The sequence below is a fragment of the Myroides fluvii genome, assembly GCF_009792295.1.
Classification (GTDB): domain Bacteria; phylum Bacteroidota; class Bacteroidia; order Flavobacteriales; family Flavobacteriaceae; genus Flavobacterium; species Flavobacterium fluvii_A.
The window spans coordinates 3,474,985-3,496,775 of sequence record NZ_CP039934.1 but is presented as its reverse complement, the minus strand read 5'-3'; the positions used below and the strand labels follow the sequence as shown (position 1 = coordinate 3,496,775).

Genomic DNA, 21,791 nt, shown 5'->3' with positions numbered 1-21,791 from the left:
AGAATGAAAAAAATAAACTATGTCAGAGAATAAATTCTACACACTTATCCCGTTTTTTGTATTTGTAGCTGTTTTTTTAGGTAGTGGAATAGCGTTGGATAATTTTTATCTATTGCCATCACCTATAGCTATTAGCTTGGGAATTATCACGGCTTTTGCCCTGTTTTATAAAACGCCAATAAACGATCGAATAACCGCACTTATCGAAGGTTGTGGTGATAGCAAAATCATAACGATGTGCTTAATCTACCTTTTAGCTGGTGCATTTGCTACCATAACAAAAGCGATTGGAGGCGTGGATGCCATGGTAAATATTGGCCTGCATTATATTCCTGTTGCTTATTTGGGGGTGGGGATTTTTATTATTTCTTGTTTCCTGTCCTTGTCAATTGGTACATCCGTAGGAACCATCGTAGCTTTAGGGCCTATTGTTGTAGGATTAGCTGAAAAAACAGGAAGTTCGATGGGATTACTCTGTGGGGCTTTGTTGGGAGGTGCTATGTTTGGGGATAATCTATCCGTAATTTCCGATACAACGATTACCGCTACCCAAACCATGGGGTGTGAGATGAAAGACAAATTTAAGGCTAACTTTAAAATTGCTATTCCTGCCGCAATACTAACCGTTGCTGTTTTGATATTCATGAAAAATGAAACTATTGATACAACGTTAATTCTAGATGAACAGGCGAATTATATACTGCTGATTCCCTACATTTTGACTATTGTATTAGCCTTGATGGGAATTCAGGTTTTTGTTGCGCTTTTTGTTGGAATCCTCTCTGCGGGAATTATTGGGCTTGTTCAAGCTGATTTTGATTTAGTCGGTCTAGGGAATCACACCTATGAAGGATTTACTTCCATGACAGAAATTTTCTTATTGTCCATGTTAACAGGGGGTCTAGCGCGTATGATTGAAAAGAAAGGAGGGATTGCCTGGATTTTAAAAAGCATGCAGAAGCGAATTCGCACAAGTAAAGGTGCGGTATTTGGTATTGCTTCCTTGGTTTCAGGTATTGGAGTTTGTATGGCAAATAACACCGTATCCATCCTAGTAGCTGGGAATTTAGCTCATGATGTAGCCACAGAATACAAACTAAACCGCCCTTATGTTGCCTCTGTTTTAGATATCTTTGCCTGTATTGTGCAAGGAATATTACCTTATGGAGCTCAAATCCTTATTCTACTGAGTTTTACCAACAAAAAATTAGGCTATTTGGAGCTGGTATCTTACGGATATTACTTCGCTTTCCTATTGATAGTTACCCTGTGTTATATGCTATTCTTTAGAAAAGAGGTACAATCCTCTTAAAATAGTACGACCAAATTACAAAATGTTTATATTTGCCCTTTGTCAAAACAAAATTTGAATATACATGAAATTATTAGAAGGAAAGATAGCAATTATTACCGGTGCTACACGTGGAATTGGTAGAGGTGTGGCAATAGCATTTGCAGAGCAAGGTGCTCATGTAGCTTTTACTTATAGCTCATCTGTACAAGCAGCAGATGAATTAGTAAGCGAATTAGTAGCTTTAGGCGTTCAAGCAAAGGGATATCAATCAAATGCAGCAGAATATGCCGCAGCAGAACAATTGGTAGAGGATGTTTTAAAAGACTTTGGTAATATTGATATTCTAATTAATAATGCAGGTATTACAAAGGACAATTTGTTAATGCGTATGTCAGAACAAGATTTCGATGCTGTAATTGAAGTAAACTTGAAATCAGTGTTCAATATGACAAAAGCGGTACAACGTACCATGTTAAAAAACAGAAAAGGATCTATTATCAATATGAGTTCTGTTGTAGGAGTGAAAGGAAATGCAGGTCAAGCAAACTATGCCGCATCGAAAGCTGGAGTAATTGGATTCTCAAAATCAATCGCTTTGGAATTAGGATCGAGAAATATTCGTTGTAATGTAGTTGCACCTGGATTTATTGAAACAGAAATGACAGGAAAATTAGCAGAAGAAGTGGTAAAAGGATGGACAGATGCTATTCCTTTAAAACGCGGAGGTAAACCAGAAGACATCGCAAATGCTTGTGTATTCTTAGCGTCAGATATGTCAGCGTACATCACAGGACAAGTACTTAATGTAGATGGAGGAATGTTAACCTAATCCGTCATGTAATAAAATAAAAAAAAGAGGATGCTGAAAAGTATCCTCTTTTTTTAGCAATCACAGAAGGAAAAAGTAGATGATGTTTCTAATTTATCTTCTCCTAAATTCATGCGTATTCGAAAATTTCATGTGGTAAATTTATTTAAAATCACAACTTATACGGAGCAAAAAGTTTTAATTACATCATGATTACTATCTATAAAGAGGTAATTATATTACCGTTTACCTCTAACAAAAGAAGTTACCTGAATTAGATAACTTCTTTCTTTAATTGAAACGTGGTGGAATATGCCTTTTTCATTTTCTAGTTATTTTAAACAAATTGCAATGCTAAAACAGATCGTCATCAACCAATTTAGCCCCTTTTAGGGTTGCCATGTGTTTTAAGGCGTTAATATACTTTGCTTTCTTTTCATTATCCGGAATATATAATTGAATATAAATATTTTTCCCCATGTACATGATGTTTGATATAATTTGTATGTAGTAATTAGTAGATTTAATATCCTTAAAATTTATCCATTTGATCGTAGTGGTTGCTCCATCATCAGTAAAGGCATAAAGATGTTCGTTTGTAATTTCTATTTTTCCAAAACGAACGGTATTGGCACTAATTTCAGAAATTTCTGCTTTTTTGACATTTAACCACTCTAACGTTTGTTCTGCTGTTTGTGCTTTTGCTACTCCTAGGGCAAGAAATAGAACAAAAAAGGGTATGATTTTTTTCATTATACTAAATATGTAATAGTTGTTATTTATTTGAGCCTTCATTGCTCGTGTTTTTAGCTTCTGTTGAGAAAGCAACATTAATTCCTATACCCAACCAACCTTTTCCATTATGCTTCCAATCGTATTGATTTTGATCTTTTCCACTAATAGTATCCCAACCTAAAGTAAATCCAGCGTTAATAGATTGGGTGATATGAAATAATATACCCGTATTTACTGTAAAAGCACTGATATTGGAAGAAGTAGAAGCCGTACTATTGCTATCATCCATTTTTATACTCGATAATCCAACTCCTAAGATCGGTTCAATAGAAAAACCATGCTCAAACTGTCTATTCCAGCGAAGCTTGCATCCAATATTGGTACCTAAGTTTACGTTGGCATCGAAGTCGAAATCTTTAAATCGCAGTTTATAAGGAATTGTATAAAATCCAACACGCCATTCTTTTCTGTCATATAGCGGATTGACTACTTGCTTAAAGTCCTCTTTTGGTAAAGTATAAATTGTTTGGACTGTGATGGAATCTCCATTTATGTTCTTATTCCTTTTTCGATTTGAAAACTTCCAAAAACTAAAATAAACATGTTCTTTATCAATAGATTTCACTGTTAGTCTATAATTTTTACCTTTTAAATCATTCATCTTTTGCATAAATGCAGAAGATGAAACCGTATCAGCAAAAGAGACCATCTGTGCATCGGGAACTTTTTGATTTAGATAATAATTACCATTGACAATTATTTCAGTCTCTTTCTCTTGCCCCCAACTCTGTACTACAAAGCCAAGTACAACTACTATAACTACTATTTTTTTCATAGGATTCAATACGTATTAGTTAAAAGGCTCCGTTTTTAATTCATTTCCGTTCACCCTCGCTGTACTAGGGGTGCAATGTTAAAATTTAAGGATTAATATTTTGTGGGATATACATGAATCACTTTATAGTAACTTTTTCCACCAGACCAACCCTCTTGATACTGTGGTGCATTTTTGTAGGTCTTATTGAATTCATTTACTTCTTCTACAATAGCTTCTTCGCAAGCCGCTTTTGAAGTAAAATAATTGTATAGGCCTTTGTAAGGTGTTGATTTTTCATAATTATACATCAATTGAAAACCGACTTGCCTATTTGTCTGCGTCTTAAAAGTTGTGTGCCAGGCTTCCCTTTCTTGATCGGTCATTTTTCCGTTCGAAGTATCATACCAATTGCGAACAGGATCTGAAATAACCAGATACTGCGTTTTGCTATCGTTGTCATACTTTCTAAAAGTTGTAAAACCATAGCGATCTTGTGCTTTTATATTTGGAGCTGTTAGCAAGGCTATCATTCCGAAAGCGGATGCTATTGTTGTTGTAATTTTGCTCATTTTTACAATGTTAATATTATCTAAACAAAGATATTTTTTAAATTTTTGATATAAAATAGCTACCTCTAGCTATATGATTGAAAGTAAAACACGTAACAGCTATTAACCAGGACGAACAACATCCGTAAATTACCTGATATTTGAAATGACTTTCCTGAAAGGATTAACTGAATCGATCAATTTCCCTTAGTAAGAACTTATTAATCGCTTTATGAAGGTTTTTCATTTTAGGGGTTATTTGTATTTGACTTTCATACCCAAAAGCAGAGGTAGAATACCCTATTTCGAGGTTAGAAGAATATCAGAAATACGTCTATCTTGAACTGTCGCCCCTAGTTCAAGACACTTTTGTGGAGGGCGGGCTATTGAACTTGTCTTGTACTATGCTTTCTTTTTTACAAGCATTTTACCTGATACCGCACTTTCAGGCTTACATAGCGCATAACGATCAACAAATAAGTGAAATAGAATCAAGTACATGAAAAAAAAGTAAAATTACAAGCTTTCATTCCTGCTATAATTCATAGCAATCCTTAAAAATATTTGATTTGTAAACTAAAAAAGAATAATTTTAAGATTCAGTTAAAATGATTTAGCTGAGCTATCGTTTGGAGAAAGGTTGGAAGATTTTATTAAACACAATCAAAAAGCATGGGATAATCAAGCCAAGGCAAATGTAGCTTGGTCACAACCCGTAAGCAGTGAAATAGTGCAAAAAGCAAAGCAAGGCGAATGGGATTTATACGTATTGCCAACGCCTATTGCAAAGGATTGGATAGGTGAGGTAAAAGGTAAAAAAGTACTGTGTTTGGCTTCTGCTGGCGGACAACAAGGTCCCATCTTAGCTGCATTAGGTGCGGACGTTCTCGTCTATGATTTATCAGAAGAACAATTATTGAAAGATCAAATGGTGGCAGAACGCGATGGGCTAGAGCTGAAAATTATGCAGGGTGATATGGGGGATTTAAGCGCATTAGAAGCAACGAGTTTTGATTTGATTATTCACCCCATTTCCAATTTGTATATCGATGATGTCAATAAGGTGTGGAAGGAGTGTTTCCGCGTTCTCAAGCAAGGGGGTAAATTAATCAGTAGTTTCTATAATCCGATTGTTTTTGTTGAAGATAGAGATCCAGCGTTAAAAGAAAAAGGATTAATTCGCCCGCGATTTACAATTCCCTATGCCGATCAGACGGATTTATCTCCTATAGAATTGCAGCAAAAAATAGATAGAGGTGAAGCCCTCGTTTTTGGGCATTCACTGCAAGATTTAATAGGAGGACAAACAAAGGCAGGTTTTGCTATTATTGCTTATGAAGAAGCTTGGCAGCCTAATCCTCGTTTTGTAATTGATACCTATATCCCTACTTTTATTGCAACGCAAAGTATAAAATTGTAAAACTCATTATTGAATTATATGGAAAAAAAACGTACGTGGTTAGGTGTAGATACTATTTCTATAGAACACTTCACTTGTATTGAAAAAGAAGGTAGTTTTCACTGTAAAGGTGAGCTTGTTGGGAATAAAAACAATCGCATTTATGGAGTAGAATATCAAATTGTAGCTACTTCAACTTGGGAAACGCGTTTCTTTGATATTCGATGTCAAGAAGGCCATCGCTACTATCAATTGAGTGGGCATAAATTAAACGAACAATGGATGTTAGACGAACAAGAATATCCTCATTTAAAAGAGTGTTTGGATATTGATATTTCGGTGACTCCTTTTACCAATACCTTGCCAATTAGTCGTTTAAAGCTGAATATTGGCGAATCTAAAACTATTCCAGTTTTGTATATCAATCCCTTGGAAGAAAACTTTACATTAGTACAACAAGAATATACCAAATTGGCTGAAAATACGTACTATTACAAAAATATTTGGAGTGATTTCGAAGCGACCATTACCGTGGATGACGATGGATTTGTTGTAGAATATCCAGGATTGTTTAAGGTGATTTAGTGTTAATAGGATAAAAATACACTGAACAACATAGTAAAACAGCGTAGTATATAATAAAAAAAGTGCATGTCTAAAACAATGCACTTTTTTTATCAACTAACCTTAACTATTTCTTTTATGAAATCAAATATTTATGAAGCAAATATCTGATTTTCATTTAGATTAAAGATTAAGACTAGGTTATCCTATCGTTATAGAATTTCTTGTTTTTATTTGCCAAAAAGATCCAATAAGCTTTTTTTCTTTTCTGTCGTTTTTTCCGTTTTCTTGGAAGTTTCTGTCGTTGTCTTTTTAGAAGAACTAGTAGAAGTTGTCGCTGTATTATCTTGTTTGCCAAATACTTCTTTCAACAGATTCGTGGAGCGAGCATTGTCTTCGTTTCCGCGAATTTTATTTTCCTCAACAGAAATCATTGTAAATACCCCATCCATGGTTTTTTCTGTCACATAGTTGGTTAGGTTTGGATCAACAGGCGAAACCAAAGGCAGGCTGTTGTACTTGGTAAAAATACCTTCCCATACTTTAGTTGCCCCAACTTGAGATAAAGATTCTTCAATAATAGGAGCGAATTTGCCTGCTAATTGTTTTGAAGTTTTTTCTTTTAAATATGTAGTTGCAGACGATTGCCCTCCCAATAAGATGTTCTTCGCATCCGTAAACGTAAGTTCTTTAATTGCTTGTACAAAAATTGGAGTTGCTTCCTTAACGGCGTCTTCCGCAGCTCTGTTTAACAATTGCAACCCTTGGTCAGCAACACTCCCCATCCCCATTGCGCGAAGGGTTTTATCTACCTTTTGCAATTCTTCAGGTAACATGATTTTGACCATTTCATTTTTAAAGAATCCATCCGGCTTTGCCAATTGAGCTACTTGTTGTTGGATTCCTTTATCTAAAGCTTCTTTTAGCCCTTTTCCAATCTGATCTTGGGATAAGTTACCTAATACATTGCCCAATTTACCTTGTGCGTGAATCGTATAGTTGGTCCCTAAAACGCCTACCAATAAGCAGGTGCTAATTAAAATTCTTCTCATACCTTTTAATTTGTTATTGAACTGATTTAATGTAAATTAGCATTAGTCTCTTCTTTGATTGCTCGAAGTAAAATATCCACTTTGTTTTGGATCTTTATCGATTCATTTAACAAGAGGTTTTGATACAACATAGCCGAAGTTGCTTCAGGCAATTTAGCTGTTTGTTGAATCGTGGTGATAAGGGCGTTTTTCGTGTGTACCACAATAGTCCATAGTTCAGGAGAAACATACAGCTGCTGTGTAACGTTGTATTCGTATTCTTGCTCGAGATGCTGAACCAGTAAATGAGCATAAGTTTTGGTATCAGTACTTAGGGGCTGTACTCTTAAAATTAACTTTTTTAAATCACTGCGCTCTGCATAAATTACTAATCGCTCACAAGCTTGTAATTTTAGCGCTTTGGTGTCAATGCCCGTCTCTTTATTTGCGAGTTGTGCAAGGATAAAACGATCTCTTTGCGCCTGTCTTTCTAAAATTTTTTGAAAAAAGACATAAGCCAGTCCCGCCACGATTAGCGCGGGGAGGACATACTGAAGTGAGACGAGTAGAAAATTGAGATTCATGTAAATTAAGTTTCAACAAAAGTAAGAATTATTGTGAAAGATAAAAACGCTTTAATGCGAACAAAACTTGCTATAAACTAATAGTAGTTGTAATTTTGGCTTTTTACGGTTTTAGACACTATGCAAAGTTATATTGATCAACTTAATGAAGCTCAAAGAGCACCTGTATTACAGAAAGATGGCCCCATGATTGTGATAGCTGGAGCAGGTTCAGGAAAAACAAGAGTATTGACCTTGAGGATTGCTTATTTGATGCATCAAGGGGTAGATGCTTTTAATATTCTATCCTTAACTTTTACCAATAAAGCAGCGCGAGAAATGAAAAATCGAATTGCTCAAATTGTTGGAAATAGTGAGGCTAAAAACCTTTGGATGGGAACTTTTCACTCTGTTTTTGCCCGCATATTGCGTGCTGAGGCAGACCATTTGGGCTATCCAAGTAATTTCTCTATTTACGATTCTCAAGATACCCAACGACTAATTGGGCAGATTATCAAAGAATTACAGCTGGATAAAGACATCTATAAACCCAAAGAAGTAGCAAGTCGTATTTCTAATTATAAAAACAACTTGGTGACAGTAAAAGCATATTTTAATGATGCTGAACTCCAAGAGGCCGATGCCATGAGCAAAAGACCGCGCATAGGTGAAATTTACGAACACTATGTAGAGCGCTGTTTCAAAGCAGGAGCTATGGATTTTGATGATTTACTGTTGAAAACCAATGAATTACTGACTCGTTTTCCGGATGTTTTAGCAAAGTATCAAGATCGCTTTCGCTATATTTTGGTGGATGAGTATCAAGATACAAACAACTCTCAGTATTTGATTGTCCGCGCTTTGTCAGATCGCTTTCAAAATATCTGTGTGGTAGGAGATGATGCGCAAAGTATTTACGCTTTCCGTGGAGCGAATATCAATAATATCTTAAACTTTCAAAAAGATTTTGACAAGGTACAGCTGTATCGATTAGAGCAAAATTATCGATCTACAAGAAATATTGTTGAAGCGGCGAATACCATCATTGACAAGAATAAAGTCAAACTGGAAAAAATCGTTTGGACAGATAATGAGTCAGGGCCGAAAATTAAAGTACACCGTTCGTTAACCGATGGAGAAGAGGGGCGCTTTGTAGCGTCAACTATTTTTGAAGAAAAAATGCAAAATCAAAAAAACAACAGCGATTTTGCTATTCTATATCGTACCAATGCACAGTCTCGTGCGATGGAGGATGCCTTGCGTAAACGAGATATTCCCTATCGCATTTACGGGGGATTATCTTTCTATCAACGCAAAGAAATTAAAGATGTATTGAGCTATTTGCGCTTGATTATCAACCCAAAAGACGAAGAGGCCTTGGTGCGAGTAATTAATTATCCTGCGCGTGGAATTGGCGCAACAACTTTGGATAAATTGATCATCGCCGCCAATCATTACAAGCGTTCTATTTTTGAAGTGATGTCACATATCGATAAGATTGATTTAAAAATCACTGCAGGAACGAAAAATAAATTAACTGATTTTGTCAATATGGTCAAAGCCTTTCAAGCATTAGAACAAACGAAAGATGCGTATGAAATGGTTGAGCATGTGGTGAAAAAAACAGGATTGGTACAAGAATTACGCAAAGATACAACGCCAGAGGGAATTACGCGTATGGAGAATATTGAGGAATTACTCAATGGTATCAAAGATTTTATTGAAGGACAACGCGAAATTGACGGTGCTCGAGGTGCATTAACTGAGTTTTTAGAAGATGTAGCCTTGGCAACCGATTTGGATAAAGACACAGGAGATGATGATCGAGTAGCTTTAATGACCATTCACCTTGCAAAAGGATTGGAATTTCCAACCGTGTTCTGCGTGGGAATGGAAGAGGATCTGTTTCCAAGTGCAATGAGCAGTACTACAAGAACTGAATTAGAAGAAGAACGACGCTTGTTTTATGTCGCTTTAACTCGTGCCGAACACCAAGCGTATTTGACCTATGCGCAATCGCGATACCGCTGGGGTAAACTCATCGATTGTGATCCCTCGCGATTTATTCAAGAAATTGATGATCAGTATTTAGAGTTTTTAACACCCGTAGAAACCAATTACCGCTATACCCCTAAAATTGATGCCGATATTTTTGGCGATGTAGATAAGAGTAAGTTGAGATTGGCCAAACCGGTGAACGGAACACCTCCTGCGTATTTAAAAAATAACGAAGAACCTGTACTAGATCGCAACATTCGAAAATTAAAACCCGTTAACGCTACGACAAGCGGAAACAGTGGAGGAGAGGCCGCAAATAGCGGATTGACAATAGGACAACGCGTCATGCATGAGCGATTTGGACAAGGTGTAATCCTGAATCTCGAAGGCGTAGGGGCAGACCGCAAAGCTGAAATTAACTTCGAGGTAGGGGGAATAAAAAAAATATTATTGCGATTTGCTAAGCTTCAAGTTTTAGCGTAAATTGTATAAAACAATAAAAATCAATACTATGGCACAGTTTGTAAAGATTTATCCAGAAAATCCGAATGAAAAGGAAATCAATAAAGTAGTGGAAGTACTGCGCAACGGAGGATTGATTATCTATCCAACAGATACCGTATATGGATTGGGGTGTGATATTACCAATACAAAAGCGCTAGAGCGAATCGCCCGATTAAAAGGAATTAAATTAGATAAAGCAAATTTCTCCTTTGTCTGTCATGATTTGAGTAATATCTCAGATTACATCAAGCAAATTGACACCGCCACATTTAAAATTCTCAAAAAAGCCCTGCCAGGTCCGTATACTTTTATTCTGCCAGGTAATAACAATCTTCCAAAGGAATTTAGAAAGAAAAAAACAGTAGGTATTCGCGTACCTGATAATAATATCGCCAGAGAAATTGTACGTAGATTGGGGAATCCTATTGTTTCTACTTCTATCTATGATGAAGATGAAATTTTAGAGTACACCACAGACCCTGAATTGATCTTAGAAAAGTGGAATAATAAGGTTGATTTAATTATTGATGGAGGATATGGTGATAATCAAGCATCTACAGTAATCGATTTGTCCGGATTTGAACCAGAAATAATGAGAGAAGGAAAAGGATCAATTGATATTTTCTAAATTAGAGGAACAAAAATCAAATATTTTTTAAATTTTATAAAGTTAAATCTAAGAATAAATAGGACATATACAGAATTAAATTAGGGAAATTCAAACCTAATTATTATTTTTGTATCTGTTTATTTTTAAAGCTAAACGTATTACACTATGAATTTACATGAATTTCAAGGTAAAGAAATATTAGCTAGCTACGGAGTTAGAGTACAACGTGGTTTAGTAGCTAACAACGCAGATGAAGCTGTTGAAAAAGCAAAACAACTTACAGAAGAAACTGGTACAAGTTGGTATGTAGTAAAAGCTCAAATCCATGCTGGGGGAAGAGGTAAAGGAGGAGGAGTAAAGTTAGCTAAGAACTTAGATGAAGTAAAAGAGCTAGCTGGAAAAATCATCGGAATGGACCTAATTACTCCACAAACTCCACCAGAGGGAAAAAGAGTAAATAGAGTATTAGTAGCTGAAGATGTATACTATCCAGGTGAAAGCGAAGTGAGCGAGTTCTACATGTCTGTATTATTAGATCGTGCTAAAGGTAGAAATATGATTATGTATTCTACTGAAGGAGGAATGGATATCGAAGAAGTTGCTGAGAAAACGCCACACTTAATCTTTAAAGAAGAAATCGATCCAGCTGTTGGATTACAAGGTTTCCAAGCAAGAAGAATTGCATTCAACCTAGGTTTATCAGGAAATGCATTCAAAGAAATGGTTAAATTCGTTGACGCATTGTACAACGCTTACATGGGAAGTGATTCTTCTATGTTCGAAATTAACCCTGTATTAAAAACATCGGATGATAAAATTTTGGCAGTTGATGCTAAAGTAACAATTGATGACAACGCATTATACAGACAAAAAGTATACGCTGAGTACAGAGATACTACAGAAGAGCGTCCAATCGAAGTTGAAGCAAAAGAAGCGGGATTAAACTACGTGGATTTAGATGGAACTGTTGGATGTATGGTTAACGGTGCTGGTTTAGCAATGGCTACGATGGACTTAATCAAATACGCAGGTTTTGAACCAGCAAACTTCTTAGACGTAGGAGGAACAGCTGATGCTAAACGTGTTGAAATCGCGTTCCGCATTATCTTAAAAGATCCAAACGTAAAAGCTATCTTAATCAACATCTTCGGAGGAATCGTTCGTTGTGACCGTGTTGCTCAAGGGGTTGTAGATGCTTACAAAAATATGGGAGACGATATTAAAGTGCCTATCATCGTTCGTTTACAAGGAACAAACGCTGAATTAGCAAAAGAATTAATCGACCAATCAGGTATGCCAATCTTATCAGCTGTAGCTTTCCAAGAAGCAGCAGATCAAGTAAAAGCAGCTTTATCTTAAATTGGTTAGAAGTGAGGAGAAAGAAGAAAGAAGTGAATTTTCTGATTAAAGAAATTTACATTCATTCCTAAAGAATCTGACACTATCACAATACTATATAAAAAGCAGTAAACGAAAGTTTACTGCTTTTTTTGTTATCAGTGATCAGTTATGGGTTATGGGTTATCAGTTATGGGTTATCGGTTACCAGATGAACTTTTCTGATTTAAGGATATTCTTTCTTTAATGCCTGGATTGGTTTACTGGTTTATTTGGCTAATCGGTTAGACTATCTAACCTTGCTAACCCATAAAAGATTATCGGTTAACTTTCTGATTTAAAGATATTCTTTCTTTAATGCCTGGATTGGTTTACTGGTTTATTTGGCTAATCGGTTAGACTATCTAACCTTGCTAACCCATAAAAGATTATCGGTTAACTTTCTGATTTAAAGATATTCTTTCTTTAATTGATCATCTGGCGAAAAAGCAACTGGCGAAAAAACGAAAAAGCAATTTTTCCGTTCATCAAAATTTAATCACCTCATAGACAAATTACTACGGGTCCTTACGCATCTAATCACCTCATCATCACACCACCACACCACGACACCCTCTCACCATCAACTAACAACAATCAACTAACAACAATCAACCAACAAAAAAAAGAACCAACCCCTTCAAAGGATTGGTTCTCTTTAATTTAGCCTGTTTTCTGTTAACCGTCAACCGAATTATTTATTTCTAAAAACTAACTCGTCATTGAAAGAGTCGAGTAAAATCATGCTTTCCGCTTTGACTGTACCCGCTAAGATTTCTTTTGACAACTTGTTTAATACTTCGCGTTGAACCACTCGTTTTACGGGTCTAGCACCAAATTGTGGATCATACCCCTTGTGAGCTAAGAATTCTTTAGCTTCCTTCGTTGCTTCTAAGTGGATGTTTTGCTCATTAAGCATCTTCATTACCCCTTGCAATTGAATATCTACAATTTGGAGGATATTGTCTTGTGTTAGAGGCGTAAACATCACCACTTCATCAATACGGTTTAAGAATTCTGGACGAACGCTTTGTTTTAAGACGTTCAACACTTCTTCTTTTGCCTCTTCTGATGCTTGTTCAATATTGGTTGTTTGTTCAAACTTCTCTTGGATAATATGACTACCCATGTTAGACGTCATGATGATGATTGTATTTTTAAAATCGGCCAAACGTCCTTTGTTATCCGTTAAACGTCCTTCATCTAATACTTGAAGTAAAATGTTAAACGTATCTGGGTGTGCCTTTTCAATCTCATCTAGCAAAACTACCGAATAAGGTTTTCTGCGTACCGCTTCTGTCAATTGTCCTCCTTCGTCATAGCCAACATATCCTGGAGGCGCACCAACCAATCTGCTTACACTGTGGCGCTCAGAATATTCACTCATGTCAATTCGCGTCATGGCGTTTTCATCGTCAAACAAATACACAGCTAAAGCTTTAGCAAGTTCCGTTTTACCGACTCCAGTTGTTCCCAAGAAGAGAAAGGAGCCAATTGGTTTCTTTGGATCTTGTAGTCCGGCTCGACTTCGACGTACGGCGTCGCTGATGGCTTCAATCGCTTCTTCTTGTCCTACGACGCGTTGGTGTAATTCGCCCTCCAAATGCAAGAGTTTCTCTCGCTCACTTTGCAGCATTTTTGTTACCGGAACACCCGTCCATTTCGCTACTACCTCAGCAATATCGTCACTCGTCACTTCCTCTTTAATTAAGGAATGGCTTTTTTGATTTTCTTCTAACTGCGCTTGCGCTTTTTCAAGCTCTTCTTGGGCCTGTTTAATTTTGCCATAACGCAATTCTGCAACCTTGCCATAGTCTCCTTCGCGTTCTGCTTTTTCAGCCTCTAGCTTAAAGGTTTCAATCTCTTGTTTACAAGCTTGTACGCGATCGACAACCTCTTTTTCCGATTGCCATTTGGTGAATATTTCGTTGCGTTCTTCTTTTAAATTGGCAAGTTCTAGACCTAGAAGTTTTAGTTTATCTTCGTCGTTTTCGCGTTTAATCGCTTCAATTTCAATTTCCAACTGCATGATTCGGCGGTCTAGTACGTCGAGTTCCTCTGGTTTAGAGTTGATCTCCATGCGCAATTTAGCCGCTGCCTCATCCATTAAGTCAATCGCCTTATCGGGTAAGAAACGATTGGTAATATAGCGCTCAGATAAATGAACCGCTGCGATAATCGCTTCGTCTTTGATGCGTACTTTGTGGTGTGCTTCGTATTTCTCCTTGATTCCACGTAAAATGGAAATCGCACTTTCTGTATCCGGTTCGTCTACAATTACCTTTTGAAAACGTCTTTCTAGCGCTTTGTCTTTTTCGAAGTATTTTTGATACTCATCTAAAGTTGTAGCACCAATAGAACGCAATTCACCACGCGCTAGCGCAGGTTTTAAGATGTTTGCAGCATCCATGGCTCCCTCACCACCGCCAGCACCGACTAAGGTGTGAATCTCGTCAATAAATAGGATAATCTGTCCTTCGGAAGTGGTTACTTCCTTTACTACAGACTTTAATCGCTCCTCAAATTCCCCTTTGTATTTTGCACCTGCAATCAGGGCTCCCATATCCAAAGAGAAAATTTGTTTGTCTTTTAAGTTCTCCGGAACGTCTTGTTGAACGATACGATGAGCTAATCCTTCTGCAATGGCTGTTTTACCTACACCAGGCTCACCAATCAACATCGGGTTATTCTTGGTGCGTCGACTCAAAATTTGCAACACACGTCGAATCTCTTCATCTCGACCAATAACCGGATCTAGTTTTCCCTCATAGGCCAATTTCGTTAGGTTATTGGCGTATTTGTTTAGTGAATTATAGGTCTCTTCAGCAGAAGCGGAAGTAACACGTGCGCCGTTGCGGATCTCTTGAATGGCTGCTTCCAATTGCTTTTCAGTGGCTCCTTGATCTTTCAACATTTGAGCAACTGTGCTTTTCGATTTGAAAATAGCCAAAAGTAAATGTTCAATCGAAACATATTCATCCTTCATTTTGGTTGCAATAGCTTGAGCCTCTGTTAAAGCCGTAGCCGCATCCCTAGATAGACCAATCTGTCCGCCTTCTACTTTAGCAAAACGACCAATTGTCGCGTCCAAGGCAGATTCAAAAGCACTGACATTGATGTTTAGTTTCTTTAAAATAAAAGGAGTTACATTTTCATCTACTTCTAATATAGCTTTGAATAGATGTTCGCTCTCTATCTGTTGTTGGCCTAATCCTTGCACAATAACTTGTGCACGTTGTAGCGCCTCTTGTGATTTTATTGTAAAATTATTCAAGTTCATTTTCTATTTTTTTTGCGTTGTACTATACTTTTTACAAGATGTATTCCAATCTTAAATTTACGACTTTCTGTCCAAAATTATTTATATATTTGTATGTAACGATGACAAAACGTCATTTATTGGGCAAAAACGCTTCTATTTAACTGAAAAAATGTCTTATGAACTGGATTGAACTTACAGAAACTTCTACCTTATCGGAGTTAATCGCCAATACAGCAACGAAACCGTGTATTATTTTTAAAAATAGTACCACGTGCTATATCAGTAAGATGGCCTTGAGAAATTTTGAGCAATCATTTACAAATCCCACACAAGTAGATTGTTATATGGTAGATGTGAAAAAGAATCGCTTGGTTTCTTTAGATATCGCTGATCGATTTCAAGTGCAACACGAATCTCCTCAATTGTTGCTTATTGCAGATGGTAAAGTGGTTTTCCACACGTCTCATGAGGGAATTGATGGTACAGAAACAGAAAAACTACTATTGAGATTATCGTAGTAAAGCATAAAAAAAGTCTACAACAACAAATGTAGACTTTTTACTTTTTGGATACTTTGCTTATCAATTAGGAAACAACATTTTTTAAAAAAATAAGCAGTAGGGGACTTACTGTATCTCGTATATAATAAGTAAATAACCCAATTATCTAGGGACTTTGCACTATTTATTGGGTGAATCTACTCAATCTTTGAGGGAATCGATGGCCTTAGTTGTTTGCCTGTATTTCTTGACGAATAGTACTGGTCGGGTACAATTCCAAACAATAGCCAATATAGTACTCAACAAGAGGGGCATTCTTTTGTTAGGCATAATCATTCGCTCTAAACTCGTGATGTACAAAAGGCTTTACTTCTTGTTCTAGGAATTGAAAAAACGCGGCATTTCCACCGGATGCTCCTTTAATCTTTGCTTTTTGTTTCGCAGTCATGACCTTTTCATTTCGCGTAGTAGGCGTTAAGTCTCTGGTGCGATTGGTATTGACAATACCCACGACAATCATCTCTGGAATAGCAGGATAAGGGTATTTTGATAATTTTTCTATATAAGCCGTTAGATAAGGGAAGTTACTTTCACTATCCAAGAGGTAAACAACAGGATAGTGTTGGGGAGTTAAGCTACTATCTGAATACGTTTTAGGAAGATAGATTTGAATTTTTCGATCTTCGTTTAAAACACTAGAGGAGAGGGTATACTCTTGACCAATAGCGATAGGAGTTTGGCTGCTAGAAGAGATGAAACTAGTAAAACGACAACTAGCCCTATAAAACGCAGGAACGATAGTTTCATTCTTTTTTAATTTGTTTTAAAAGGCAAAGATAATTGTTTATATTTATTCTAAATAAATAAAATATAAATGCTAATCCAATCGGTAGCGCATGGTGATGTGAACAATTTCAAATTCTTGTTCGATATACAGTTGCAAGGCCCTCGAATTTTGTTTCAATACAAGGAGTTCAATATAATCTACTTCTTTTTGTTTGGCCCAATCTTTTACGGCTTGAATGAGTTGCTTGCCCACACCTTGGTTGCGATAGGCTTCTTCGACATAGAGATCCGCAAAATTGAGATAACGGTGGGAAACAAAGCATTCGTAAGGAAGGGTTTGCTCGATAAATAGAGCTGTCATTCCAACGATTTTATCTTGATCTAAGGCGAGGATGAATTCACAATCTTCTTCCTCGATGGTTTCTTGTAAAAAAGAAAAGGCAGGAAGATCAGCTTTAAAGGAATACGGTTGATGACGTTGTAAATCGGCGAATTGTTTTTGGTAAAGCAATTGAAGTGCTTCCATATCAGCTAGAATTGCGGGACGAATAGTCATGTTATTTATTTTGTTTTTAAAAGTACAGCAAAAAGTAGAATACCCCCAGAAACTCTTGTTGATTTTTTGACACAAGTCAAGAATTAGCTAGCAGGAGAAAAATATCTTTGTTACATGAATTTATATACCATATTAAAGAAAATAAAACCTTTTATCATTCCCTATAAGGGATTAGTCATAGGAACTTTGTTGTTAACCGCAGTAGGGGCCATTGCCGTTCAGGTTAATGCCTTGGTGTTGCGTCACTTAGTTGATGCACTCACTCTGGTGGTAAACCAGGAAGAAACCTTAGACTGGGGGTTTCAAGTGTTGCTTTGGAGTAGTGTCATCTTAATCGTCAAGGAGATTGCTTTTAGTTGCATCCAATTTGGACAGCGCTACTTTGGAGAAAAACTGCGGATTTATACGTCCAGAGATATTTCTCAATTGGTGGTGGAGCGCATTTTAACCTTTAAAATGGCTTTTTATACCTCAGAAGAAAACGACAGCGGAAAACTGCAAACGCGTATTGATCAGGGGATCAGTAGTATTACGCGATTGGTGCAAAATTTCTTCATTGATATCTTACCGCTATTCGCCAATGCTATCGTCGCTTTGTTCTTTATATATTCCGCGAATGTGTATATCGGTTTGGTCAGCACAGCGATGATTCCACTGTATTTTTATGTGAGTCAATTGCAAGCTAAGAAACTCAAGGGGTTTCGACGTAAAATGAGAAGCTATCGCGAAAATAAAAACAACGGAATTATTTCGTTAATCAATTCCATCACCGTGATAAAGTCCTTTGTACGTGAACCTTTAGAATCGAAAAAACACGAGCAAATTCAATACGAGATGACAGAAAATCAGCTGTATACGAGAAAAACGAGTTTTGTGTTTGATGCTGTAAAGAGTTTTATCGAGCAATTTGGTCTAGTGGTGATCATTCTTTTGACCACCTATTTTGTGCTAAAAGGGCAAATGAGTGTGGGCATGATTATGTTTCACGTCTTGCTTTTTAACAACGTAACAGCGCCAATTCGACAATTACACCGCATTTATGACGATGTCAATGATGCGATGATTTACTCTGAAAGTTTCTTTGAAGTTTTAGAAGCACATGAAGAAGAGACTTCAGGGACGTATGTGCCAGAACAGATTGGAGGCCGCATCGAATTGAGAAACGTATCTTTTAATTACCCCAATGGAACAAAAGCACTAAAGGATGTTTCTATGCTGATTGAGCCCAATAAAACAACCGCTTTAGTAGGATTGAGTGGAGCGGGAAAAAGTACGGTTATCAATTTATTGGATAAGTTTTATGAACCCAATGAAGGGCAAATTCTCCTCGATGGAATCGATTTAAAAGAATATGACACCAAAGAATTGCGCAAGCACATTGGTTTGGTCCTTCAAAAGAATCATATCTTTCAGGGTAGTATTGCAGAAAATATCCGCTATGGCGATGAAGAAGCCTCTTTAGAACAAGTGATAGAAGCGGCTAAAAAAGCCTATATTCACGAGCAAATTATGGATGTACCGCAAGGCTATGAAGCAGATGCTCGACTGCTATCTGGAGGGCAACAGCAGCGTATTGCCATTGCGCGCTTGTTTTTAAAAGATCCCGCTATTATATTCTTGGATGAACCTACAGCGAGTTTGGATGCTATTGCAACAGAACAAATTAAACGAAGCTTGGATGCCATCAAAGAAAATAGAACGGTTATCATTGTTTCCCACAGTATTTCTCAAATTATCGATGCCCATCATATTGTCGTGATGGAAAAAGGACAAGTAGTAGAAAGCGGTGTGCATGAAGCATTATATGAAAATAAACAAACCTATCACGATATATTCTCCGCCATGGCGAATAGTTTGAATCTTGAAAAAATCTCACAAACGCTGAGTTAGGTTGTGGTTAACGGTTGACAGTTAATCGGTTCACTGAAAATGATTGAATATAAGAAAAGCTAATCCTTTGTAGGGTTAGCTTTTTTTTGCATTTAATTTCAACCTGTTCAACTAAAGCCTCGAGTGCAATCCGTACGCCTAAATTATAAAAGAAGAAAAACCCGCTGTCTATTAGCGGGTTTTCTTTTAAAAATAGCTTGAACGTTATTTAACAAACGCTTGTTGCGTTTTAAAATTTTGGATGTAGGTATTCATGATATGGAATAAGACTTTATCGTTAATGTGTTTTCGTATTCGTGAACTAAAGTCTATATGTATAATCTAAAAGTTAGTTATCTTTAACTTTGGTTAACACCGCTTAACTTGAGTTGACGCGAATAAAAACGACAAAATCGACATTGGTGAGATTATTGAGGAAACGAATTACTATCCCTTTGGATTAGCGCATCAAGGGTATAATGAGAAGAATAATACGATAGCCCAAAACTATAATTATCAGTATATTATCGAGGAGAAAGCGATGAGCTTTAGACGAAGATACCGCACGTAGTGCAAGGAGTTACAAGAGGAGCTAGGATTGAACTTGTATGATTATGGAGCAAGGAACTATGATGCTGCGATTGGTCGATGGATGAATGTGGACCCGTTGGCGGAAGAGTTCCCAGGATGGAATCCCTACCATTATGTACACAACAACCCGATTAATCTGATTGATCCTACGGGGATGAGAGTTGATCCTCCAGAAAAAGGTAATTTTCAAAATGGAGATGTTCATAACGATAGTACCGGGAGCTGGACATTTAACAAAGGAATGTGGCATGATAACTCAGGAGGAGAGAATAATTTTATCCAGGAATTAATAGTTCCTAAAGAAATATTAGGTAAAATTACTCAAGATGGTGTAATGGTTTGGGGAACGGGAGCAGATCCTATGGATAGTGCTATAGGAAGAGATAGGGGACAAGGATCTATTGAAGTTGGAGATAGTGATGTAAATGCTTTTTAAGCTTTGATGAATAAAGTATTGGGTTATTTTAAAGATGAAGCTATTAAATCGAATACACCTAAAGAATCTACTTTACCAACAACACCTGAGCCTTTAACAGAAAAGGTTATTGTACAAAGAATAGATTACCATGCTACAAAGCCTTTTGCTAATAATAAATCAACTCTACATAGACCAGTTGGAAGAGATACTACAGTGGTTAGAGGAAATGAAGGTATAGTTAAGAAATTAGATACAAGAGATTCGTTAAGAGGAAGTATTAAAGTTAAAATGTATAATGGCTTATGAGATTATTAATAATAGTATTGGCTTTTGTTTTTTTTGGATGTAATGGAGAAAGAAAAACAGAAAGTAGTCAGTTGTTTAATGATAAAAGATTAGATTTAAAAAATGTAGAGAGTATATGGTGTGAGATTAATTTTCCTGATACGGTTTATAAAAATAAAACCTATAATGGAGAAATTTTATTCATAAGTCAACTTGATACGATTACGACAGTATTCACTGATAAACAAAAAGATAGATATGTAATAGCTAATGTTTTCTTAACAAATAATGTTGATTATGATTCTTTAAAAGAGGTTGCTAAGAATTTATACGGAGCTGTTGATAATAGGTATATTCCTTTAGATAATGTTGTTTTTCCTAATGTTGGATATTATTTTATAGATGCTATTGTGAATGATGCTGTTTATATTGATTTGTTTCAAAAAAATGATAAAGGAGAGGATTTACTGAGATTAATAGAAACAGAAGTAAGAGTAACAAAAAAAGTAGTCGTCATTGACAAAGAATAAACTTGATCGTGCTGACTTAACTTCAAGTCGTTCGGCTAAAGCCTCAGGTGCAGTCCGTGCGTCTAAATTATAGAATACAAAACCCGTTAGTCGAAAGATTAGCGGGTTTTGTCTTTTATAGCGCATTTCTAAACAATCGTCACTCAACGCCGTCATGTCATTTCGACGAAGGATAAATCGTAGTGAAAATCGTAACGTAGTAAAGATTCATCGAACACTAAAACAAATATAGAATAAGTGAGATATATTCATCGAACACTAAAACAAATATAGAATAAGTGAGATAAAAAGACAATCTCATCACGATACATTTTCCATTCACTGTTCGCGATTTACAGTATGATGTGAGCGCTGGATGCGACCCCTCCTTCGTCGGGGTGACATGTTGGGTGAAAAATAAAAAATACAAAAAAGCATCCCTCCCTCCCTTTTTTCAACGTTCACAGAGAACTCACTACTTGGATCATTAGTAGTACTAGTGGGATTTAGTGTGGAACTATTTATTTCTTTTCCAAAAAGAATGAGCAGTGTGTTACTCAATCCATATTTTGAATGACTATCTTGGTCGTGGAATACATCCAAGGTAAACTTAAGTTGGTTGGTATACGCTTTGTTTTGTAATCAAGACAATTCTAGCGTAAAGCAGATTATTTGATTATCACTAAAACCATGTAAACCCCTGTGGTTATTGAGAATCTTCTTATGATCCAATAAATCTTCCTTATGGGTTTGCTTTCCCTTCGTTT

The 21,791-nt window shown here is 36.5% G+C and carries 20 protein-coding genes; 12 read left to right on the top strand and 8 right to left on the bottom strand.

Going from position 1 to position 21,791, the window contains the following annotated elements; translation table 11 throughout:
• Positions 1-19 precede the first annotated feature (19 nt).
• Positions 20-1,312 (top strand): Na+/H+ antiporter NhaC family protein, encoded by a 1,293-nt coding sequence (locus tag FBR08_RS15395; RefSeq protein WP_158963691.1) that lies wholly within the window; start codon positions 20-22, stop codon positions 1,310-1,312.
• 64 nt (positions 1,313-1,376) lie between these two features.
• Entirely contained in the window at positions 1,377-2,123 is a 747-nt protein-coding gene (gene fabG, locus FBR08_RS15390) for a 3-oxoacyl-[acyl-carrier-protein] reductase (RefSeq protein WP_158963689.1), read from the top strand.
• Positions 2,124-2,456: 333 nt separating this feature from the next.
• Here the strand turns inward: fabG and FBR08_RS15385 are convergent, their stop codons facing one another.
• From FBR08_RS15385 to FBR08_RS15375, 3 genes are all read right to left on the bottom strand, one after another.
• The gene (locus FBR08_RS15385) at positions 2,457-2,855 is read right to left on the bottom strand and encodes a hypothetical protein (RefSeq protein ID WP_158963687.1); all 399 of its coding nucleotides are present in this window, start codon (positions 2,853-2,855) and stop codon (positions 2,457-2,459) included.
• Positions 2,856-2,877: 22 nt separating this feature from the next.
• Positions 2,878-3,672 (bottom strand): hypothetical protein, encoded by a 795-nt coding sequence (locus FBR08_RS15380; RefSeq protein WP_158963685.1) that lies wholly within the window; start codon positions 3,670-3,672, stop codon positions 2,878-2,880.
• Between the two features lie 92 nt (positions 3,673-3,764).
• The gene (locus FBR08_RS15375) at positions 3,765-4,223 is read right to left on the bottom strand and encodes a hypothetical protein (RefSeq protein WP_158963683.1); all 459 of its coding nucleotides are present in this window, start codon (positions 4,221-4,223) and stop codon (positions 3,765-3,767) included.
• A gap of 619 nt (positions 4,224-4,842) precedes the next feature.
• On the opposite strand from FBR08_RS15375, the gene FBR08_RS15370 reads away from it, so the two are divergent.
• Positions 4,843-5,622 (top strand): class I SAM-dependent methyltransferase, encoded by a 780-nt coding sequence (locus tag FBR08_RS15370; RefSeq protein WP_158963681.1) that lies wholly within the window; start codon positions 4,843-4,845, stop codon positions 5,620-5,622.
• Between the two features lie 18 nt (positions 5,623-5,640).
• The gene (locus FBR08_RS15365; RefSeq protein WP_158963679.1) at positions 5,641-6,186 is read left to right on the top strand and encodes a putative glycolipid-binding domain-containing protein; all 546 of its coding nucleotides are present in this window, start codon (positions 5,641-5,643) and stop codon (positions 6,184-6,186) included.
• A gap of 209 nt (positions 6,187-6,395) precedes the next feature.
• On the opposite strand, the gene FBR08_RS15360 is transcribed toward FBR08_RS15365, so the two are convergent.
• Entirely contained in the window at positions 6,396-7,217 is an 822-nt protein-coding gene (locus FBR08_RS15360; protein ID WP_158963677.1) for a DUF4197 domain-containing protein, read from the bottom strand.
• 26 nt (positions 7,218-7,243) lie between these two features.
• Entirely contained in the window at positions 7,244-7,780 is a 537-nt protein-coding gene (locus FBR08_RS15355; protein WP_158963675.1) for a DUF7935 family protein, read from the bottom strand.
• Between the two features lie 120 nt (positions 7,781-7,900).
• Between FBR08_RS15355 and FBR08_RS15350 the strand changes: the two genes are divergently transcribed.
• The 3 genes from FBR08_RS15350 to sucC all read left to right on the top strand — a co-directional run bounded on the left by FBR08_RS15350 (position 7,901) and on the right by sucC (position 12,230).
• Positions 7,901-10,240, top strand: a complete 2,340-nt coding sequence (locus tag FBR08_RS15350; RefSeq protein WP_158963673.1) for an ATP-dependent helicase — start codon at positions 7,901-7,903, stop codon at positions 10,238-10,240.
• A 28-nt stretch (positions 10,241-10,268) separates the two neighbouring features.
• Positions 10,269-10,889 carry an L-threonylcarbamoyladenylate synthase gene (locus FBR08_RS15345; protein ID WP_158963671.1) on the top strand — a complete coding sequence of 207 codons (621 nt, stop codon included), beginning with the start codon at positions 10,269-10,271 and terminating at the stop codon, positions 10,887-10,889.
• A 147-nt stretch (positions 10,890-11,036) separates the two neighbouring features.
• Entirely contained in the window at positions 11,037-12,230 is a 1,194-nt protein-coding gene (gene sucC, locus FBR08_RS15340) for an ADP-forming succinate--CoA ligase subunit beta (RefSeq protein WP_158963669.1), read from the top strand.
• A gap of 712 nt (positions 12,231-12,942) precedes the next feature.
• Here sucC and clpB read toward each other — a convergent pair.
• Positions 12,943-15,528 (bottom strand): ATP-dependent chaperone ClpB, encoded by a 2,586-nt coding sequence (clpB, locus tag FBR08_RS15335; RefSeq protein ID WP_158963667.1) that lies wholly within the window; start codon positions 15,526-15,528, stop codon positions 12,943-12,945.
• Positions 15,529-15,686: 158 nt separating this feature from the next.
• Here clpB and ytxJ point away from each other — a divergent pair, with 158 nt between their 5' ends.
• Positions 15,687-16,028: a bacillithiol system redox-active protein YtxJ gene (ytxJ, locus tag FBR08_RS15330; protein ID WP_158963665.1), complete on the top strand. Its 342-nt coding sequence runs from the start codon at positions 15,687-15,689 to the stop codon at positions 16,026-16,028.
• A 304-nt stretch (positions 16,029-16,332) separates the two neighbouring features.
• Here ytxJ and FBR08_RS15325 read toward each other — a convergent pair whose 3' ends face one another.
• Positions 16,333-16,677, bottom strand: coding sequence for an alpha/beta hydrolase-fold protein (locus FBR08_RS15325; protein WP_233266330.1), 345 nt, complete (start codon positions 16,675-16,677; stop codon positions 16,333-16,335).
• A gap of 210 nt (positions 16,678-16,887) precedes the next feature.
• On the bottom strand, positions 16,888-17,352 hold the full coding sequence (locus FBR08_RS15320; RefSeq protein ID WP_158963663.1) for a GNAT family N-acetyltransferase: 465 nt from the start codon (positions 17,350-17,352) through the stop codon (positions 16,888-16,890).
• Positions 17,353-17,466: 114 nt separating this feature from the next.
• Between FBR08_RS15320 and FBR08_RS15315 the strand changes: the two genes are divergently transcribed.
• The 4 genes from FBR08_RS15315 to FBR08_RS15300 all read left to right on the top strand — a co-directional run bounded on the left by FBR08_RS15315 (position 17,467) and on the right by FBR08_RS15300 (position 21,045).
• The gene (locus tag FBR08_RS15315; RefSeq protein ID WP_158963661.1) at positions 17,467-19,242 is read left to right on the top strand and encodes an ABC transporter ATP-binding protein; all 1,776 of its coding nucleotides are present in this window, start codon (positions 17,467-17,469) and stop codon (positions 19,240-19,242) included.
• Positions 19,243-19,819: 577 nt separating this feature from the next.
• Positions 19,820-20,248 carry an RHS repeat-associated core domain-containing protein gene (locus FBR08_RS16970; protein ID WP_233266133.1) on the top strand — a complete coding sequence of 143 codons (429 nt, stop codon included), beginning with the start codon at positions 19,820-19,822 and terminating at the stop codon, positions 20,246-20,248.
• 6 nt (positions 20,249-20,254) lie between these two features.
• Entirely contained in the window at positions 20,255-20,536 is a 282-nt protein-coding gene (locus FBR08_RS16965) for a hypothetical protein (protein ID WP_233266132.1), read from the top strand.
• Entirely contained in the window at positions 20,533-21,045 is a 513-nt protein-coding gene (locus tag FBR08_RS15300) for a hypothetical protein (protein WP_158963659.1), read from the top strand. Before FBR08_RS16965 ends, FBR08_RS15300 begins: the two co-directional genes overlap by 4 nt.
• Positions 21,046-21,791: the final 746 nt, after the last annotated feature.

What these genes read in the sequence shown, in the direction of transcription:
- FBR08_RS15395 (WP_158963691.1), top strand. Translation starts at nt 20, where the DNA reads ATGTCAGAGAATAAATTCTACACACTTATCCCGTTTTTTGTATTTGTA.
- FBR08_RS15300 (WP_158963659.1), top strand. Translation starts at nt 20,533, where the DNA reads ATGAGATTATTAATAATAGTATTGGCTTTTGTTTTTTTTGGATGTAAT.
- FBR08_RS15320 (WP_158963663.1), bottom strand. Translation starts at nt 17,352, where the DNA reads ATGACTATTCGTCCCGCAATTCTAGCTGATATGGAAGCACTTCAATTG.
- clpB (WP_158963667.1), bottom strand. Translation starts at nt 15,528, where the DNA reads ATGAACTTGAATAATTTTACAATAAAATCACAAGAGGCGCTACAACGT.
- ytxJ (WP_158963665.1), top strand. Translation starts at nt 15,687, where the DNA reads ATGAACTGGATTGAACTTACAGAAACTTCTACCTTATCGGAGTTAATC.
- fabG (WP_158963689.1), top strand. Translation starts at nt 1,377, where the DNA reads ATGAAATTATTAGAAGGAAAGATAGCAATTATTACCGGTGCTACACGT.
- FBR08_RS15345 (WP_158963671.1), top strand. Translation starts at nt 10,269, where the DNA reads ATGGCACAGTTTGTAAAGATTTATCCAGAAAATCCGAATGAAAAGGAA.
- FBR08_RS15350 (WP_158963673.1), top strand. Translation starts at nt 7,901, where the DNA reads ATGCAAAGTTATATTGATCAACTTAATGAAGCTCAAAGAGCACCTGTA.
- FBR08_RS15360 (WP_158963677.1), bottom strand. Translation starts at nt 7,217, where the DNA reads ATGAGAAGAATTTTAATTAGCACCTGCTTATTGGTAGGCGTTTTAGGG.
- FBR08_RS15365 (WP_158963679.1), top strand. Translation starts at nt 5,641, where the DNA reads ATGGAAAAAAAACGTACGTGGTTAGGTGTAGATACTATTTCTATAGAA.
- FBR08_RS15380 (WP_158963685.1), bottom strand. Translation starts at nt 3,672, where the DNA reads ATGAAAAAAATAGTAGTTATAGTAGTTGTACTTGGCTTTGTAGTACAG.
- FBR08_RS15355 (WP_158963675.1), bottom strand. Translation starts at nt 7,780, where the DNA reads ATGAATCTCAATTTTCTACTCGTCTCACTTCAGTATGTCCTCCCCGCG.
- FBR08_RS15385 (WP_158963687.1), bottom strand. Translation starts at nt 2,855, where the DNA reads ATGAAAAAAATCATACCCTTTTTTGTTCTATTTCTTGCCCTAGGAGTA.
- FBR08_RS15375 (WP_158963683.1), bottom strand. Translation starts at nt 4,223, where the DNA reads ATGAGCAAAATTACAACAACAATAGCATCCGCTTTCGGAATGATAGCC.
- sucC (WP_158963669.1), top strand. Translation starts at nt 11,037, where the DNA reads ATGAATTTACATGAATTTCAAGGTAAAGAAATATTAGCTAGCTACGGA.
- FBR08_RS16965 (WP_233266132.1), top strand. Translation starts at nt 20,255, where the DNA reads ATGAATAAAGTATTGGGTTATTTTAAAGATGAAGCTATTAAATCGAAT.
- FBR08_RS15315 (WP_158963661.1), top strand. Translation starts at nt 17,467, where the DNA reads ATGAATTTATATACCATATTAAAGAAAATAAAACCTTTTATCATTCCC.